The 17,943-nt window shown below is 33.1% G+C and carries 10 protein-coding genes; 9 read left to right on the top strand and 1 reads right to left on the bottom strand.

What is annotated here, in order from left to right; genetic code table 11:
• Positions 1-10 precede the first annotated feature (10 nt).
• The 4 genes from Q1A73_RS16670 (at position 11) to Q1A73_RS16685 (ending at position 4,569) form a co-directional block, all read left to right on the top strand.
• Positions 11-1,837, top strand: a complete 1,827-nt coding sequence (locus tag Q1A73_RS16670) for an ABC transporter ATP-binding protein (RefSeq protein WP_299607604.1) — start codon at positions 11-13, stop codon at positions 1,835-1,837.
• 974 nt (positions 1,838-2,811) lie between these two features.
• Positions 2,812-3,351: an RNA polymerase sigma factor gene (locus tag Q1A73_RS16675; RefSeq protein WP_299608097.1), complete on the top strand. Its 540-nt coding sequence runs from the start codon at positions 2,812-2,814 to the stop codon at positions 3,349-3,351.
• Positions 3,352-3,382: 31 nt separating this feature from the next.
• Positions 3,383-4,030, top strand: coding sequence for a hypothetical protein (locus Q1A73_RS16680; RefSeq protein ID WP_299607606.1), 648 nt, complete (start codon positions 3,383-3,385; stop codon positions 4,028-4,030).
• Positions 4,031-4,125: 95 nt separating this feature from the next.
• Positions 4,126-4,569, top strand: a complete 444-nt coding sequence (locus Q1A73_RS16685; RefSeq protein ID WP_299607608.1) for a sensor of ECF-type sigma factor — start codon at positions 4,126-4,128, stop codon at positions 4,567-4,569.
• Positions 4,570-4,631: 62 nt separating this feature from the next.
• On the opposite strand, the gene Q1A73_RS16690 is transcribed toward Q1A73_RS16685, so the two are convergent.
• The gene (locus Q1A73_RS16690) at positions 4,632-5,690 is read right to left on the bottom strand and encodes an oxidoreductase (RefSeq protein WP_299607610.1); all 1,059 of its coding nucleotides are present in this window, start codon (positions 5,688-5,690) and stop codon (positions 4,632-4,634) included.
• A gap of 75 nt (positions 5,691-5,765) precedes the next feature.
• Between Q1A73_RS16690 and Q1A73_RS16695 the strand changes: the two genes are divergently transcribed.
• The 5 genes from Q1A73_RS16695 (at position 5,766) to Q1A73_RS16715 (ending at position 17,703) form a co-directional block, all read left to right on the top strand.
• Entirely contained in the window at positions 5,766-6,974 is a 1,209-nt protein-coding gene (locus Q1A73_RS16695; protein ID WP_299607613.1) for an RsmB/NOP family class I SAM-dependent RNA methyltransferase, read from the top strand.
• A 20-nt stretch (positions 6,975-6,994) separates the two neighbouring features.
• Positions 6,995-8,812, top strand: coding sequence for an endonuclease (locus Q1A73_RS16700; RefSeq protein ID WP_299607615.1), 1,818 nt, complete (start codon positions 6,995-6,997; stop codon positions 8,810-8,812).
• Between the two features lie 157 nt (positions 8,813-8,969).
• Positions 8,970-12,635, top strand: a complete 3,666-nt coding sequence (gene purL, locus Q1A73_RS16705; protein ID WP_299607618.1) for a phosphoribosylformylglycinamidine synthase — start codon at positions 8,970-8,972, stop codon at positions 12,633-12,635.
• A 169-nt stretch (positions 12,636-12,804) separates the two neighbouring features.
• Complete coding sequence (locus Q1A73_RS16710; RefSeq protein WP_299607621.1) at positions 12,805-15,204, top strand: M14 family zinc carboxypeptidase; 2,400 nt, start codon at positions 12,805-12,807, stop codon at positions 15,202-15,204.
• 87 nt (positions 15,205-15,291) lie between these two features.
• Entirely contained in the window at positions 15,292-17,703 is a 2,412-nt protein-coding gene (locus Q1A73_RS16715) for a M14 family metallopeptidase (RefSeq protein ID WP_299607623.1), read from the top strand.
• Positions 17,704-17,943 lie beyond the last annotated feature (240 nt).

A 17,943-nucleotide genomic window follows, 5' to 3' on the forward strand; every position in this document is an offset into this window, starting at 1 on the left:
TAAACATTGAATGGATTACTTTAAACAAATTCTTCGCTTTGCGAAGCCTTATAGAATCTATGCTGTTTTAAATATAATTTCTAATATTTTTTACGCATTATTCGGAACTTTAGCAATGGTTTCATTATTCCCGATGCTAAGTGTTTTATTTGATAAAACCAAAAGAGTACATGAAAAACCAGAATGGTTAGGAATTTTTAAGGTTAGAGAATATTCTGAAAGCTATCTGAACTATTTTGTCACTCAAAAAGCAGAACAAGGAAATGAAGATGTATTAATTTTTATGGTAATATTGGTAATAAGTATGTTCTTTCTCAAAAACATCTTTAGCTATTTAGCCATGTATTTCATAACATTTTTAAGAAATGGTGTTCTAAAAGATATTAGGAATGAACTATATGAGAAAACCGTTGACCTACCACTATCTTATTTTTCCGAAAAACGAAAAGGCGATACCATTGCAAGAATTTCTACAGATGTTTTAGAAATACAACATTCCTTTCTTTCCATACTGGAACTAATTGTTAGAGAACCCTTAATGATTCTCTTTACAATTTTTGCTATGTTATTAATAAGTGTTAAGCTTACTATTTTTGTTTTTGTCTTTATTCCAGTTTCAGGTTTTCTAATATCTCTTATTGGTAAGAAGTTAAAAAAACATTCTGATCAAGTACAACAGGAACAAGGTTTTTTTCTTTCGATTGTTGAAGAAACACTTGGCGGTCTTAAAGTAATTAAAGGGTTTAATGCAGAGAAGATTTTTGGAAAGAAATTCGGAGATTCTACATCAAGGTTTTACAATTATTCCAATACTTTATTAAATAGGCAAAATCTAGCCTCTCCTACTAGTGAATTTTTAGGAATTGCGGTCATAGCAATATTATTATGGTTTGGAGGGCAAATGGTACTCGTTGAAAAAACCCTTGATCCAAGTCTTTTTATAGTTTATATGGGACTTGCATATAATATACTTACACCTGCTAAGGCTATTTCTAAAGCAAGTTATGGTGTAAAAAGAGGAAATGCAGCTGCAGAACGTGTATTGGAAATCCTTAATACCACTTCTCCACTAGAGGACAAGCCAACTGCAAAACAGAAAGATGATTTCACCTCTGATATTCTCTTAGAAAATATATCGTTCAAATATGAAGATGAATATGTACTGAATGATTTTACACTAAAAGTTCCAAAGGGGAAGTCTGTCGCTCTTGTTGGGCAATCAGGAAGTGGTAAATCTACAATTGCTAATCTAGTCACCAGATTTTATGATGTAAATAAAGGTGCTATAAAAATAGATGATATAGACATCAGAGATCTTAGTAAAAATTCTTTACGAGGATTAATGGGATTGGTAACTCAAGATTCTATCCTTTTCAATGATACTATAAAAAACAATTTGCTTATTGGAGATGAAAATGCCTCTGAAGAGGATATATTAGAAGCCTTAAAGATTGCCAATGCCTGGGAATTTGTAAAGGATTTACCAAAAGGTATTGATACTAATATTGGAGATAGTGGTAATAAATTAAGTGGAGGACAAAAGCAGCGACTATCAATAGCAAGAGCTGTTCTTAAAAACCCTCCTATCATGATCTTAGATGAAGCTACCTCTGCGCTGGATACAGAAAGTGAACGATTAGTACAATCAGCATTAGAAAATATGATGAAGAATCGAACGAGTATTGTAATTGCGCATAGACTATCTACAATACAAAATTCAGATTTAATCGTTGTAATGCAAAAAGGAAAAATTGTAGAACAAGGTACTCATGAGGAACTGATTGCTAAAAACGGTGCTTATCAAAAATTAGTAACCATGCAATCTTTTGACAACTAAACAAACTGATTGTCAATTACATAAAAATAAAAAAGAGCGTCTCCACGCTCTTTTTCTTCACACAAATCATCTTAATTTAGGGGCTTAATCTAAAATTAAAACTCACTTTTATAAAAACTCTCACTTTGGGGGAAATGAAAGCACTAACTCATTTTCACTTTGTAAATATACAACTCAAATTCGAATACACAAACTTTTTTGTGTATTTTATCTAAAAAAAATGCATTTTAACATTTATATATACCTAAATATATCATTTTGTAGTATTTTTCTTTCAATAACACAAAATAACACATACATGAATCTCAATTATATAAAAATAAAAAAGAGCGTCTCCACGCTCTTTTTCTTCACACAAATCATCTTAATTTAGGGGCTTAATCTAAAATTAAAACTCACTTTTATTAAAAACTTTCATCTTGGGGTTTAATGAAAGTACTAACTCTTAATTACACTGTAAAGATACTACTATTTTTCATTTAAACAAATTTTATAAGCTTTTTATCCAAAAAAAAAGCTTTTTATCTTTGTTTAAAAATCAAAAATTATAATAAAGTAGTATTTTTCTTACTTTTTTATAATCATTAGATTGATGCGTAAATTTAAATAAACATCAATAAAACAAAAAAGAGTGCCTAATAGCACTCTTTTTCGAAACAAATCATCTTTAATCTAGGGGGCATTTTATAAAATAAAAACTCAACTTTTAAAAAACTTTTTCATTTTGGGGGAAATGAAAACTTTAACTCATAATTACATGACAAAGATAAGAGTTATTTTTTAATTTCCAAATAAAAAACGTTTTTTATCTAATTTTAACGTATTTTATCTATTAAATATAACAATATTCCTACATTTTCCTACAAAAAATAAATTTAAATACGCATTAAACCTTTTTTACTTAACTTAGTCTAAGAGTAAATTAACGTATGTTACCACTAACCGTTTAAAACTATAATTTGCTTTTGAATAGTATAGAAGAAGAAAACCTACTTACAGCATTACAAACTGATAAGGATATCAATCAAGCTTTTGCAAAACTCGTTTCATTATATAAGGAACGACTATATTGGCATATCAGAAACATGGTAAAAAGTCATGATGATACTGATGACGTCCTTCAAAATGTATTTATTAAGGTGTACAAAAACATTAGTAAGTTTAAGGGAGAAAGTAAATTATACTCATGGATGTATCGTATAGCTACGAACGAATCCATTACGTTTTTAAACCAGAAAGCAAAAAAATATAATATCAGTAATGAAGAGTTACAACAGCAACTGATTCAAAACTTAGAAGCTGATGTCTATTTTGAAGGTAATGCTATACAGCTTAAGTTACAAAAAGCAATTGCACAATTACCTCAAAAGCAGCAACAGGTGTTTAATATGAAATATTTTCAGGAATTAAAATACAAAGAAATGTCTGATATTTTAGAAACCAGCGAAGGAGCATTAAAAGCTTCTTACCATTTGGCTTCTAAAAAAATAGAAGAATTCTTAAAAACCAATTAAACCTTTTTACTTTTACATCGTCTTATATATAGTGAAAAAGAATAATCTACATAACGACAAACAAGGATTTAAAATCCCGAAAGACTATTTCGATACTTTCGAAGGGAAGCTTTTTGATAAAATTGCTAAGGATAAAGAAGCATCTTCTATTCTTTCAGATGATTTAAAATCAGGCTTTACAGCACCAGAAGGTTATCTAAACAACTTAGAAGAACAGTTATTAGATACACTAGCAATACATAAGGAAGATTCTCCTTCTCTAGATCTAATTTCGAAAAATAATTTCACTACTCCTGGTAACTATTTTGAAACAGTAGAAAAAAATATTTTAGAAAAAACTGTTACCAAAGCTAATGCAGAACCAAAGGTGATATCATTGGTATCTCGTAAGAATATAGTATATGTAATAAGTATAGCAGCTATGATTGCAATTTTAATTTCAGTGGTGTTTCCTTCAGATAAAAAAATTGAAGATGCTTTCGGGAGTGTAGCAATTGCAGACATCCAACAGTATTTTGATGATGGTAACGCAGAGTTTAGTGACTCGGAAATAGCGGAATTATTAGATGAAGAAATTAGTTTAACTGATACCTTCGTAGATGAAGAGATTAGTGAAGAAGAATTAGAATCTTATCTTTCTGATGAAGAATTGTCGGATGATATCATATACACAGAATAAGAGAAAGCATGAAACAAACTATAAAAAATATTTGGATTTACGAAAAGGAAATGAACCGTCGTTTCCATGTAATCTCTAAAACAAGATATTAAAACATGAAAAAGATATTACTATTATGCGTAGTTATTTTTACCGTTAATTTCTCATTTGGTCAAAGAGGACCAAGAGAAAAAGTAAAAGCATTAAAAATCGCATACATTACAGAACAGTTAGATTTAAGTACTAAAGAAGCTCAGCAATTTTGGCCCATCTACAATGAGCACGAAGAAGCTATGGAAAATCTAAAGAGAAACGAACGTAAATCCATACGCGCCATAAAAGAAGCTAATGGCCTAGAAAATATCAGTGAACAAGAAGCTGAAGATTTTTTGACTAATTATGTATCTGCCGAAGAGAAAAAATTCTTAGCACGTAAACAGTTAATTAAAAATCTAAGTACCGTAATTCCACATAAAAAGATTCTAAAACTGGTAAAAGCCGAAATGGATTTTAACAAACGACTTTTAAAACAATTACGAGATAGAAGAAGAGCAAATTAGTAGATGATTTTACAATAACATATACTAAAAGGTAAATGGAAACTTTATTTCATTTACCTTTTTTATTTAAAAGATACTTTTGCTATTCTATTTTTACCTGCAGCGATAGCAAGGCTATCATTTATAAAACGAATGGTATAAAAACTTTCTTTACTCACTTCTTTCCAAGTATTTCCAGCATCATTAGAAATTGAGATTCCGGTAAAACCTACAGCTACCATTTCTTTACCACCACTATTAGGAATATACCTTATACAACTTTTATACCCTGCTCCTACTCCATCTGCAATAAGTTTCCAGCTTATACCTCCATCATTTGTAATCGCTTTATTTTGTGAGTTCTCTTCTGGTTTTGTGTAATCGCCTCCATAAATAATTCCGGTAGTTTCATTATAAAAATCCATAGAATACGCTCCTGTTGTTTCTTTTCCTTGTATTATAGGAGTATCGTATACATTCCAAGTATTTCCTTTATCACTAGAATAAAACACTCTAGAAGCCATTCCACCAGAGACAATCCATACATTATCACCTACGATCCTAATATTTCCATTACTTGCAGCAAAGGCAGCTTCCCCTTTTACCACTTTTGGTAATTGATCACATGAAATTTTAGTCCAGTTTTCTCCTCCATCTCTAGTAATAATTATAGATAAGCAATTTTCTGTAGGATCGCCCATCGCGATACCTTCATTATCATTCCAAAAGGCAATAGCATCGTAGAACACTTTTTCATGTTCTTCTTTATAAACTAGCTTCGTTTCGCCAGTTACTTTATTTATTTTGTACAAAAGTCCTGGAGAAGCAATACTGAGCAAAAAACAATGAGTATTCGTACTTGCAACTGCTCTGAATTGAATCTTTTTTCCTTCAAATTCTAACGTACTCACTTTTTTCTTTCTTATATCAAAGTTTTCTTCTATTTGAAATATTCCATATATACTATTACTACCAGCAAAGAAAACCTCATCATTTGAAACTGTTATTGCCCGAATACTAACAGAATCTGTATAAAAAGGTGTGACTACAATCTCAGAAAAATTGTGAGCAACCACTTCAGGTTCTTTAGGTATACAGCTTATAAAAAGGAATATAACTGATATCGATAGTAAAAATCTCATACCCAATATTTTTGATCAAATATAATACTATTCTAAAGCAAAGAGTTACCTTTGCATCCCTTAAAAAAATAAAGGATGCGTTTACATAGGAATTTGGTATTTGCTGTAATTGATGGACTCAATGAAATTTTTAACAAGGATGCTTATGCCGATAAGGTAGTTCAAAAATTATTAAAGCGTGATAAGAGATGGGGATCTCGAGACAGGAGTTTCGTTGCTGAAACTACCTATGACATTGTACGTTGGAAACGCTTATATGCTGAGATAGCAAATGTTTCTGAACCTTTTACTAGAGAAAATCTTTGGCGAATATTTGCTGTTTGGGCAACCTTACGTGGAATCACATTACCTGATTGGAAACAAATTGGTCCAACACCAACAAGACGTATCAAAGGACGATTTGATGAACTCAGTAAAATTAGAAAGTTTAGAGAATCCATTCCTGATTGGATGGATGCATTGGGTGAAAAAGAACTTGGATCTATTTGGGAAAAAGAAATAGCAGCACTTAATGAACAAGCACCTGTTGTACTAAGAACGAATACTCTAAAAATTTCTAGAGATAAGCTTAGAGGCATTTTAGAAGATGAAAATATCGACACAACGTTTATCAAAGGTTACCCATTTGCATTACAACTTACAGAAAGAGCCAATGTATTTTCTACAGAAGCTTTCAAAAAGGGATTATTTGAAGTTCAGGATGCTTCTTCTCAGCTAGTCGCTAATTTCTTAGATGTACAACCAGGACAGAGAATTGTAGATACTTGTGCTGGAGCTGGCGGAAAGACATTGCACCTTGCTGCATTAATGGAAAATAAAGGTCAGGTAATTGCCATGGATATCTACGGTAATAAACTAAAGGAACTTAAGAGAAGAGCCAGAAGAGCAAGTGCTCATAATATAGAGACTAGAATAATAGAAAGTTCTAAGGATATCAAAAAACTCCATAACAAAGCTGATCGTGTGCTCATTGATGCTCCTTGCAGTGGATTAGGAGTATTAAGTCGAAATCCTGATGCCAAATGGAAATTGCAACCAGAGTTTCTTCAAAAAATAAAGCAAACACAATCTGAAATATTAGAGAGTTATGCTAAAATGGTAAAACCAGGAGGAAAACTAGTGTACGCTACTTGCTCTATCTTACCTTCTGAGAACCAAGAACAAGTTAAAACTTTCTTAACCAAAGAAATAGGAAAAGAATTTACCTTTGTAAAAGACAAAAAAATACTTTCATCTGAATCCGGTTTTGATGGATTCTATATGGCATTGCTAGAAAGAAAATAACTCAACTTACGTAACAAATAATGAAAACAAAACTACTTCTTATTGCGCTTTGTACATTTTGTATAGGGTTTAGTCAGGTTCCTACTGGATATTACAATTCAGCTACAGGATCAGGATATACACTAAAAACGCAGTTAAAAAATATTATTGATAGTGATAATGATGGATTATCTCCTGAGTTTCAATCAACAGATCCTGGATATAGTGGATTGTACACTACTTATGTGGCATCAGATTCGGATTCGTATTATGAAAATAATGGAAGTGTACTAGACATGTATTCAGAAAACCCTACAGGTGCTGATGATTACGAATATACTCACTTTACAGATCAAGACCCTGGAACTGGAGGAACTTCAGAAGGAGAATTTTATAATAGAGAGCATATAATTCCGCAATCTGTTTTTAATCAGGTTACTCCGCAACGCTCGGATGCCCATTTTGTCGTTCCATCAGACAAATTTGTTAATGGAGCTCGTGGTAGTTTTCCTTTCGGAAGAGTCGAAACAGCTAACTTAACTACAACAAATGGTTCTAAAAGAGGTAATAATCTAAACTCTGGTTATTCCGCAGGATATACAGCCACTGTTTTTGAACCGATAGATGAATTTAAAGGCGATATTGCAAGAATGCATTTTTATTTTGCAACTCGTTATGAAGATGATGTAGCTAGTTATTCATATAGTATGTTTAATGGAACTAGTGATCAAGTTTTTGATCAAACATTTTTAAACATCCTTATCACTTGGCACAATCAAGATCCTGTATCTACTAGAGAGATGGACAGAAATAATGCGATTTTTGGTAGACAAAATAATAGAAATCCATTTATAGATCATCCTGAATACGTGGAAATGATCTGGAGTTCTACAATTGATTCAGAAGCACCATCGGTACCGACTAATGTGATGGTTTCTAATGAGACGTCTAATAGTATTGATTTGTCCTGGACAGCCTCTACAGATAATATAGCAGTAACAGAGTATGATGTATATGTAAATAGTGTTTTTAATAAATCTACCTCTTCTACAACTACCACTGTAACTGGTTTAAACTCAGAAACCACATATGCTTTTACCATCTTGGCAAAAGATGCAGCTGGAAATGAATCCTCTCAAAGTGCTTCTGTAAATGGAACTACATTAGCAGGTGGAACTGGCGGAACTGATTGTGCCACCGAAACATTTAGTAATATTGGAGCTGCTTCTAGTGCATATGCTGAACGTATGTGGACTGGTGACGACGGTGGAGAATGGACCGCTACAGATGCCAGAACAGATCAAACATTAACAGGAAGCGCAATTACTATTAGAAATGGTGAACTAACATCTTCTTCAATTTCTGGAGGAATTGGATCCTTAACCGTAACTACGCTAAGAGCCTTTAGTGGCGGTACGGGAACATTTAATCTTAAAGTTAACGGAACAGTAGTAGGAACAATACCTTATAGCGATGTCCAAGAAACGACCACTATAAATAACATTGATATTACTGGAAATATTATAGTTTCTTTTACAGATAAAGCTAATACAGGTGATAGAGTAATTATTGATGATTTATCTTGGAGTTGTTATGATCCTACACTCGGTATTGATTATCTTAACTTGGAAAAACTTGTTACAGTATATCCAAATCCATCTTCAGACAGAAGTATAACTATAAACACAGCAAATATTACTGGTGCTGAAATAAATGTTTATGACATTATAGGGAAGCTGATATTTTCAAAGAAAAATTTATTAGAAAACACCCTAATATCCAACCTCCCACAAGGAATGTTATTGGTAGAAATTATTTCTTCCAAACGGAGTATTACCAAAAAAGTATTGATACGATAATAAGAAAAGCGGCTAAAGAAAGCCGCTTTTTTATTTCTTTAAGGATTGTTTAAAATTTAGTGAATAACTCCATAATTCAACTGAAGTTTTATATAACACTTTCTATAGAAAAGTAGTAAATTTGCAGCTTATTAAAAACAACTCAAAGTCTGGGAGCATGATCCATTTCTTCGGAAACCAAAATGAGAAAGTATTTGCAGTACAAACTACTGATGAAATCTCAACAGAAAATAATAAAAAGTTAAGCTGGTTATTTGGAAACCAACCTAAGATATTTACGGCGTCTATTGACGCTTTTTTTGTTGGTCCTAGAGCCGCTATGATTACTCCATGGAGTACGAATGCTGTAGAGATTACTCAAAATATGGGGATCTCAGGAATCATTAGAATAGAAGAATTCAAAGCTATTGATTCTAATTTTTCTGATTTTGATCCAATGCTTTCGCAAAAGTATAATCGTTTAGATCAAGATATTTATACTATAGATATTAAGCCAGAAGAAATTTTAGAGATTGATGATATTGATGCTTACAACAAAGCTGAAGGATTAGCATTAAGTCCAGATGAAGTTGAATACCTTGAAAAAGTTGCTAAAAAAATTGGAAGAAAACTTACCGATTCTGAAGTGTTTGGTTTTTCTCAAGTGAATTCTGAACACTGCAGACATAAAATATTCAATGGAACTTTTGTTATAGATGGAGAAGAAAAGCCCACATCTCTATTTAAGTTAATTAAGAAAACTTCAGAGACTAATCCTAACGATATTATCTCTGCATATAAGGATAATGTTGCCTTTATTAAAGGGCCAAATGTAACGCAGTTTGCACCAAAAAGTGCTGATAAGCCAGATTTTTACGAAGAAAAAAAGTTTGATAGTGTCATTTCATTAAAAGCAGAAACCCATAATTTTCCAACCACCGTTGAGCCTTTTAATGGTGCTGCGACAGGTTCTGGAGGAGAAATCAGAGATCGTCTAGCGGGTGGAAAAGGGTCTTTACCTCTTGCAGGAACCGCTGTATATATGACTTCTTATTCTCGATTAGAAGAGAATCGCCCTTGGGAACAGGCTGTGGACGAAAGAAAATGGTTATATCAAACACCCGTAGATATTTTAATTAAAGCTTCGAATGGAGCTTCAGACTTTGGAAACAAATTCGGACAACCTTTGATTACGGGTTCTGTACTTACTTTTGAGCATGAAGAAGATGCACGAAAATTAGGATTTGATAAGGTAATCATGCAAGCTGGTGGTATAGGATATGGAAAAAATGAACAAGCATTAAAAGATCAACCAGCTGCAGGAGATAAAATTGTTATTTTGGGTGGAGAGAACTATCGAATTGGTATGGGAGGTGCTGCAGTATCCTCTGCTGATACAGGTGAATTTAGTAGCGGTATCGAATTAAATGCTATTCAGCGTTCTAATCCCGAAATGCAAAAACGTGCTGCCAATGCTATTAGAGGAATGGTAGAAAGTGATGTTAACACCATCGTTTCTATTCATGATCATGGTGCTGGTGGACATCTTAATTGTTTATCGGAATTAGTAGAAGAAACAGGTGGTCATATTGATTTAGATAAATTACCCGTTGGAGATCCAACACTCTCTGCGAAAGAGATCATTGGTAATGAATCTCAGGAAAGAATGGGGCTTGTTATCGGACAAAAAGATATTGAAACTTTAGAACGTATTGCGGAAAGAGAACGTTCACCAATGTACCAAGTGGGTGATGTTACTGGTGATGATCGTTTTACATTTCAGTCTAAAACCAAAGGAGATACTCCTATGGATTTGGAACTAAGTGATATGTTTGGTAGTTCTCCTAAAACGATCATGACTGATAAAACTATTGATCGTAACTACAGCAGTATTACATATCAAAACGAAAATATAGTAAACTATCTCGAACAGGTATTACAACTGGAAGCAGTTGCTTGTAAAGATTGGTTAACAAATAAAGTAGATCGTTGTGTAGGCGGAAAAGTAGCTAAGCAGCAATGTACAGGCCCTCTGCAATTACCTCTAAATAATTGTGGTGTTATGGCATTGGACTATACATCTAAAGAAGGTATTGCCACTTCTATAGGTCACTCCCCTATTTCAGGATTAATAGATCCAGAGGCTGGTAGTAAAAACTCTATTGCTGAAGCACTAACAAATATTGTTTGGGCACCACTTAAAGATGGATTACAATCCGTATCACTATCTGCTAACTGGATGTGGCCTTGTAAAAACGAAGGAGAAGATGCTAGGCTTTATAAAGCAGTAAAAGCAATTTCTGATTTTGCTATCGATTTAGGAATTAATGTACCTACAGGAAAGGACTCTCTTTCTATGAAACAAAAATATCCTAATGAAGAAGTAATCTCTCCTGGAACTGTAATTATATCAGCTGCTGCTAACTGTAATGACATTACCAAAGTAGTAGAACCTGTTTTTAAGAAAAATGAAGGGAACATCTATTATATAAATCTATCTCAAGATACTTTTAAACTCGGAGGATCTTCTTTTTCTCAAATCGTTAATAAAATAGGCACTGAAGCTCCGAGTATAAAAAACCCAGAGAATTTCAAGAATGTGTTTAATACAATTCAAGGATTAATACGAGATGGAAAGATTGTTGCCGGTCATGATGTAGCTTCTGGAGGACTGATTACTACATTATTAGAGCTATGTTTTGCAGATATAAACTTAGGAGCAAATATTGATCTATCTAAACTAGGAGAGCAAGATTCTATCAAGGTACTTTTTGCTGAAAATGCCGGTATTGTTTTCCAGAGTACTGCTAATGCAGATGTAGAAACCGTTTTATCTCAAAACAATATCGAATTCTTCAATATTGGTAGTGTTACAAATGAAGCTTCCTTAAGAATTACAAATGGAGATGATTCACATACACTTGAAATAGAAAGTTTACGAAAAACCTGGTATAAGACCTCTTATCTTTTAGATCAAAAGCAAACTGCAAATAATCTAGCGGAAGATCGCTACACGAATTTCTCGAATCAGCCATTACAATACGAATTTCCAAAACATTTTACTGGAAAACTACCTGTAATTGATGCTTCTAAACCAAGACCGAAAGCAGCTGTTATTAGAGAAAAAGGAAGTAATTCGGAGCGTGAAATGGCCAATGCCATGTATTTAGCTGGTTTTGATGTAAAAGATGTGCATATGACCGATCTCATCTCTGGACGTGAAACATTAGAAGACATACAATTCATTGGAGCTGTAGGAGGATTTTCTAATAGTGATGTCTTAGGATCAGCAAAAGGATGGGCAGGAGCTTTTCTTTATAACGAAAAAGCGAACAACACATTAAAAAAATTCTTCGAAAGAAAAGATACACTATCGGTAGGTATTTGCAACGGTTGCCAGTTATTTATGGAACTAGAAGTTATTAACCCTAATCATAGTGAGCATGGAAAAATGCATCATAATGATTCTCATAAGCATGAAAGTAATTTTACTTCTGTAAAAATACAAGAGAATAATTCGGTTATGTTATCATCATTAGCTGGAAGTACATTAGGTGTTTGGATTTCTCATGGAGAAGGTAAATTCCACCTTCCTCTTTCTGAAGATCAGTATAATATTGTTGCTAAATATGGATATGATTCCTATCCTGCAAATCCAAACGGATCTGACTATAACACGGCTATGATGTGTGATAAAACTGGGAGACACCTAGTAATGATGCCACATATCGAGCGTTCCACATTTCAATGGAACTGGGCTAATTATCCAGATGGAAGAGCCGATGAAGTATCTCCTTGGATAGAAGCTTTTGTAAATGCTAGAGAATGGATTGCAAAACAATAACAGCAATAGTTTAATTTACTATAGTTAATTGTTAAAAAAAGTTAGGGTTTATTTTAATATAACTGTTATTAACATATAACAGTTATTTGGATCCTCAAACAAGATCCTAAATTGTTATATACTTAATTAAAGTATAAATAACTATTTTTTAAAACCTTAAACGTAAACCGTGAAAAAATTACTATGTACCCTACTTTTTTTGGTTTCAGCCCTATCTATTGCTCAAACAAAACCAACCTATAGCAGAGCTAAAATCACCTATAATTCTCGAGCTAATTATAAAGTCCTTATGGATGCAGGAATTCCTATGGATCATGGCCAGCATAAAGAAGGAATCTTCATCATTTCAGATTTTTCTTCAGAAGAACTTGATATCGCACGAAATCTAGGATATAAAGTAGAAATCCTAATCAAAGATGCTGAAGCAGATTTTCTTGAGAGAAACGAAATAGCTAAATATCAAAAAGCAGCCCGAAATCCTACCTGTCCTTCAGGAAATGGGACAATAAATATTTATCCTACTCCATCAAATTTTGCATTAGGATCTATGGGTGGATACCTTACTTACCAAGAGATGCTAGATAATCTAGATGCGATGAGAAACCAGTATCCCAATCTAATTTCGGCAAGAGCAGATATCGGCACATTTGTTACCAATGGAACCCCAGATAATTTAGTAACTCCTTCGATCGGCGGTAATACCATCCAATGGGTTCGCATATCTGATAATCCGGATATTGATGAAAACGAATCAGAAATTTTATACGATGCAATTCATCATGCCAGAGAGCCTGCAAGTCTCTCTCAATTGATTTATTATATGTGGTACCTTCTAGAGAATTATGACTCTGATCCAGAAGTAAAGCAAATCGTTGATAACACCGAATTATATTTCGTTCCAGTCATAAATCCAGATGGATACCTTTATAATCAAGTAACTAACCCCAACGGAGGTGGTCTTTGGAGAAAAAATAGGTTTAATACACATGGTGTTGACAACAATAGAAACTACGACCATTATCCAAATGGAAATGCCGCAAATGCTACATGGGGAGGTCCTGGATCTTCTAGTAGCACCAGTGCTCAGACATATCATGGGACGAGTGCATTTTCTGAAGTAGAAAATCAAGCTATGAAATGGTTTACAGAGCAGCATGAATTTGTTATCGCTTTGAACAATCATACATTTGGTGAATTATTATACTTTCCATATTCTTATGCAGACAATACCCCTACTCCCGATGAAGATATATTTATCGCAATTGGCGCTGAACTTACTTCTCAAAATGGATATAGTCCACTAAGAGACGCTCCTTTTTCTGGAGATAGTGATGATTTTATGTATGGAGGAACTACACAACCTCATGATAAGATATTTTCTTTCACACCAGAGGTTGGAACTTCATTTTGGCCCGTATCTAATCAGATAGATGGAATTTGCAAGGAAATGATGTATCTCAATCTTACCGCTGCAAAAATGACCAACAACTACGCGCAGATAGAAAGTAATGGGAGCGTTTTTGTAGGAGACAATTTAATTGTTAACGCTGATTTTACATTAAGAAGATTAGGAATTACTGGAAATGGAAATTTCACTGTAACGATTACTCCCATATCATCAAACATTTCTAATGTAGGAAATCCAAAAAATTACACGAACACGCAGATAGGTACAGATATATCAGATAGCATAGAGATTGTTCTAGACAATTCTGTAAATACAAATGATGACATAGAGTATATAATTCAAGTAGATGGAGGTTTATTAACCGAATCTATTCAGGTTACCAAAAAGTTTGGAGCATTACAACAAGTAGTTAATAATGATGCCAGTGATATAAATGACTACACCCAATCTGGTTGGTCTACAACAACAACTACATTTGTTTCATCTAACAGTTCTATAACAGAATCACCTACTGGAAACTATGGATCTAATCAAAATAAATCTATAGAACTTTCACAAATGATTGATCTCACAGATGCTACTGCCGCAAATGTTCAATTCTATGCGAAATGGAATATTGAAAATAATTGGGATTACGCTCAGTTTGAAGTATCTATAGATGATGGAGCTTCTTGGATTCCCCAATGTGGTAAATTCACCAATTCTGGAAGTACAAATGCGGGGCAACCAACAGACGAGCCTTTGTATGACGGCGTACAAAATGATTGGATACTAGAAGAGATTAGTCTTAGTGATTATTTGGGTGAAACCATAAAAGTTAGATTTCAATTTGTATCAGACGATCAAATTGAACAAGATGGATTCTATTTTGATGATCTAATAGTCAATATTTTAAATCCAAATGTTTTGGATGTTGAAGAAAATTTATTGTCTGCATTCAAAGTTTTCCCAAATCCTGCAAAAGACATGCTAACCATTACACCTGCAAATGTGGGAGATTACAATATTTATATAAAAAATATATTGGGGCAAGAAGTGATGAGTAGGAATCAAATGACAGGAACACAAGAATTTAATATATCGAACCTTAGATCTGGTCTATACTTCTTAAATATTGAAGTTTCTGGAAACACGAAAACAATTAAAATTATCAAACAATAATAAAACTTAGTATCAACTTAAGATTATCTATTTGTCCTTTTGATTATCAAAAAAACCTTAATATCATTAAACAAAATTTTAAAATCGATGAAAACAGTACTTTTCATAATGATGTCCCTAGTTTGTTGTTTTGCAATAGCTCAGGAATCATCTATTTATAAAAAAGTTAAAATCAACTATAACACCCCTGACAATTACAGACTTTTAGAAAAAGAAGGGATTCCAATGGATCATGGTATTCATAAACAAGGAATTTTTATCATTTCAGATTATTCTGAAAGAGAGATAGAAATTATAAAACGCCTTGGTATAGATTTTGAAATTTTAATCGAAGATGTTACATCCGATTTTCTTAAAAAAAACAAAATTGCTAAAAATCAAAAAGTAACTAAAAACCTTTCTTGTCCAGCAAATAACAATCCTATTATCATATACCCTACTCCTTCAAATTTTAGTTTAGGATCTATGGGGGGATATCTGACATATCAGGAAATGTTAGATAATCTAGACGAAATGCACTCTAAATACCCAAACCTAATCACTGCCCGAGCTGATGTAGGTAATTTTTTAACTAATGGAACTCCCGATAACAATGTCTCTCCATCAATTGGAGGAAATGCTTTGCAATGGGTTCGAATTTCAGACAATCCTAATACCGATGAGTCTTCTGAACCAGAAATATTATACAATTCAATACACCATGCTAGAGAGCCTGCAAGCTTATCACAGCTAATTTACTTTATGTGGTATTTACTAGAAAATTATGAAACTGATTCAGAAATCAAAGCGATCCTAGATAACACACAATTGTACTTTATACCAGTGGTAAACCCAGACGGATATCTGTATAATGAGCTTACAAACCCAAATGGAGGAGGCTTATGGAGAAAAAATAGGTTTAACACCCATGGAGTAGATAATAACCGAAATTATGACCATTATATAGATGGCACTATCGCTACATCCACTTGGAACACTGTAGGAACTTCCAATGACACCTCCTCTAATGTTTATGCAGGTACTAGCGCATTTTCTGAAGTAGAAACACGAGCCATGAAATGGTTTGTAGAACAGCATAATTTTACAATATCTATGGATAATCATACTTCTGGCGAATTACTACTGATGCCATATGGTTATGAACCCAATAACCCCACACCAGAAGGAGATATTTACCAAACAATCTCAGAAGAATTAGTATCACAGAATAATTATAGCAACATACTTATCACTGATTTAACTGTTGCTGCTGGCGGAAGTGTTGATTATATGTACGGCGGTACTATACAACCACATAATAGAATTTTTGGATTTTCGCCAGAAATAGGGACTTCATTCTGGCCTACTTCCGTTCTGATTGATCGTATTTGTAAAGAGATGATGTATCTAAATATTACTGCAGCTAAAATGACTCATAATTTTGCAAAGGTTGAGAGTAATCAGACTGAATTTATTGGTGATAATATAACCTATAATGCAGATTATGTTATAAATCGTTTAGGACTGAATGGCAATGGTAATTTTACAGTAAGTATCATTCCTGTAAGCAGCAATATCGAAAGCGTTGGAGCTTCTAAAAGTTATACAAATCTTACTATAGGAAATCCTATCAATGATCAAATAGTGATCAATTTAAAAAATACCGTCAATACGGGAGATGAAATCGTTTATACCATAGAAGCAGATGGAGGCATCATCAAATATTCTACCACAGTAACTCAAAGATTTGGTTCTTTTCAAGCATTGGTTAATAATAACGCCGACACTCTAAATGATTTTACTGGAGCTGGATGGAGCACTACCAGTACTACTTTTGTTTCCGCTTCATCATCTATTACCGAATCACCAAGTGGTAATTATGGCCCAAATCAAAGAAAAATAATCGAACTTGATCAAAATATTGATCTTACCAGCGTTATTGCAGCAAATGTTCAATTCTATGCGAAATGGGATATTGAAAATAATTGGGATTACACTCAGTTTGAAGTATCTATAGACAACGGAGCTTCCTGGATTCCGCAATGTGGTAAATTCACTAATTCTGGAAGTAGTAATATAATACAACCTACTGGAGAACCCTTATATGATGGCACCCAAACTGATTGGGTATTAGAAGAAATTAGTCTGAGTGATTATATTGGAGAAACTATAAAAGTTAGGTTTCAGTTTGTATCAGATGATCAAGTAGAGCAAGATGGTTTTTACTTTGATGATCTCGTTATAAATACTTTAAATCAAAACACACTAGACATTGAGGAGAACATATTGTCTGAATTTGTAGTTTTCCCTAATCCTTTAAAAGATATACTAACTATTACTCCGAATGCTACGAGTAATTTTAATATTCAATTGAGAGATGTAATAGGCAAAGAAGTAATGACAAAAAAACAAGCTTCTGGAAATCAAGAATTTGATCTTTCAAAATTAAACACTGGATTGTACTTTTTAACGATTGAATTAGGAGAAAGTGTAAAAACTTTTAAAATCATAAAACAATAAAAATTCAATTAAAACCTATAAAAATTAAGGAGTTATCAAAAGATAGCTCCTTTTTTTATATATTAGGGTTGTGTATTGTTATATTTTTTATAATTTGCGAAACTATGCACGCATAGTAGTTTTTAAAATTCTTTTGTAATTAAAAAGTAAGAGAATTTTAAGTAATAAACCAAAAAATTTGTGCAACTTTATAATAACGGTTACAGTTATGTTTATAAGAACGTACCAAGTGATCGAAGT

Origin of the sequence: uncultured Aquimarina sp. (assembly GCF_947492115.1) — a bacterium.
Classification (GTDB): Bacteria; Bacteroidota; Bacteroidia; order Flavobacteriales; family Flavobacteriaceae; genus Aquimarina.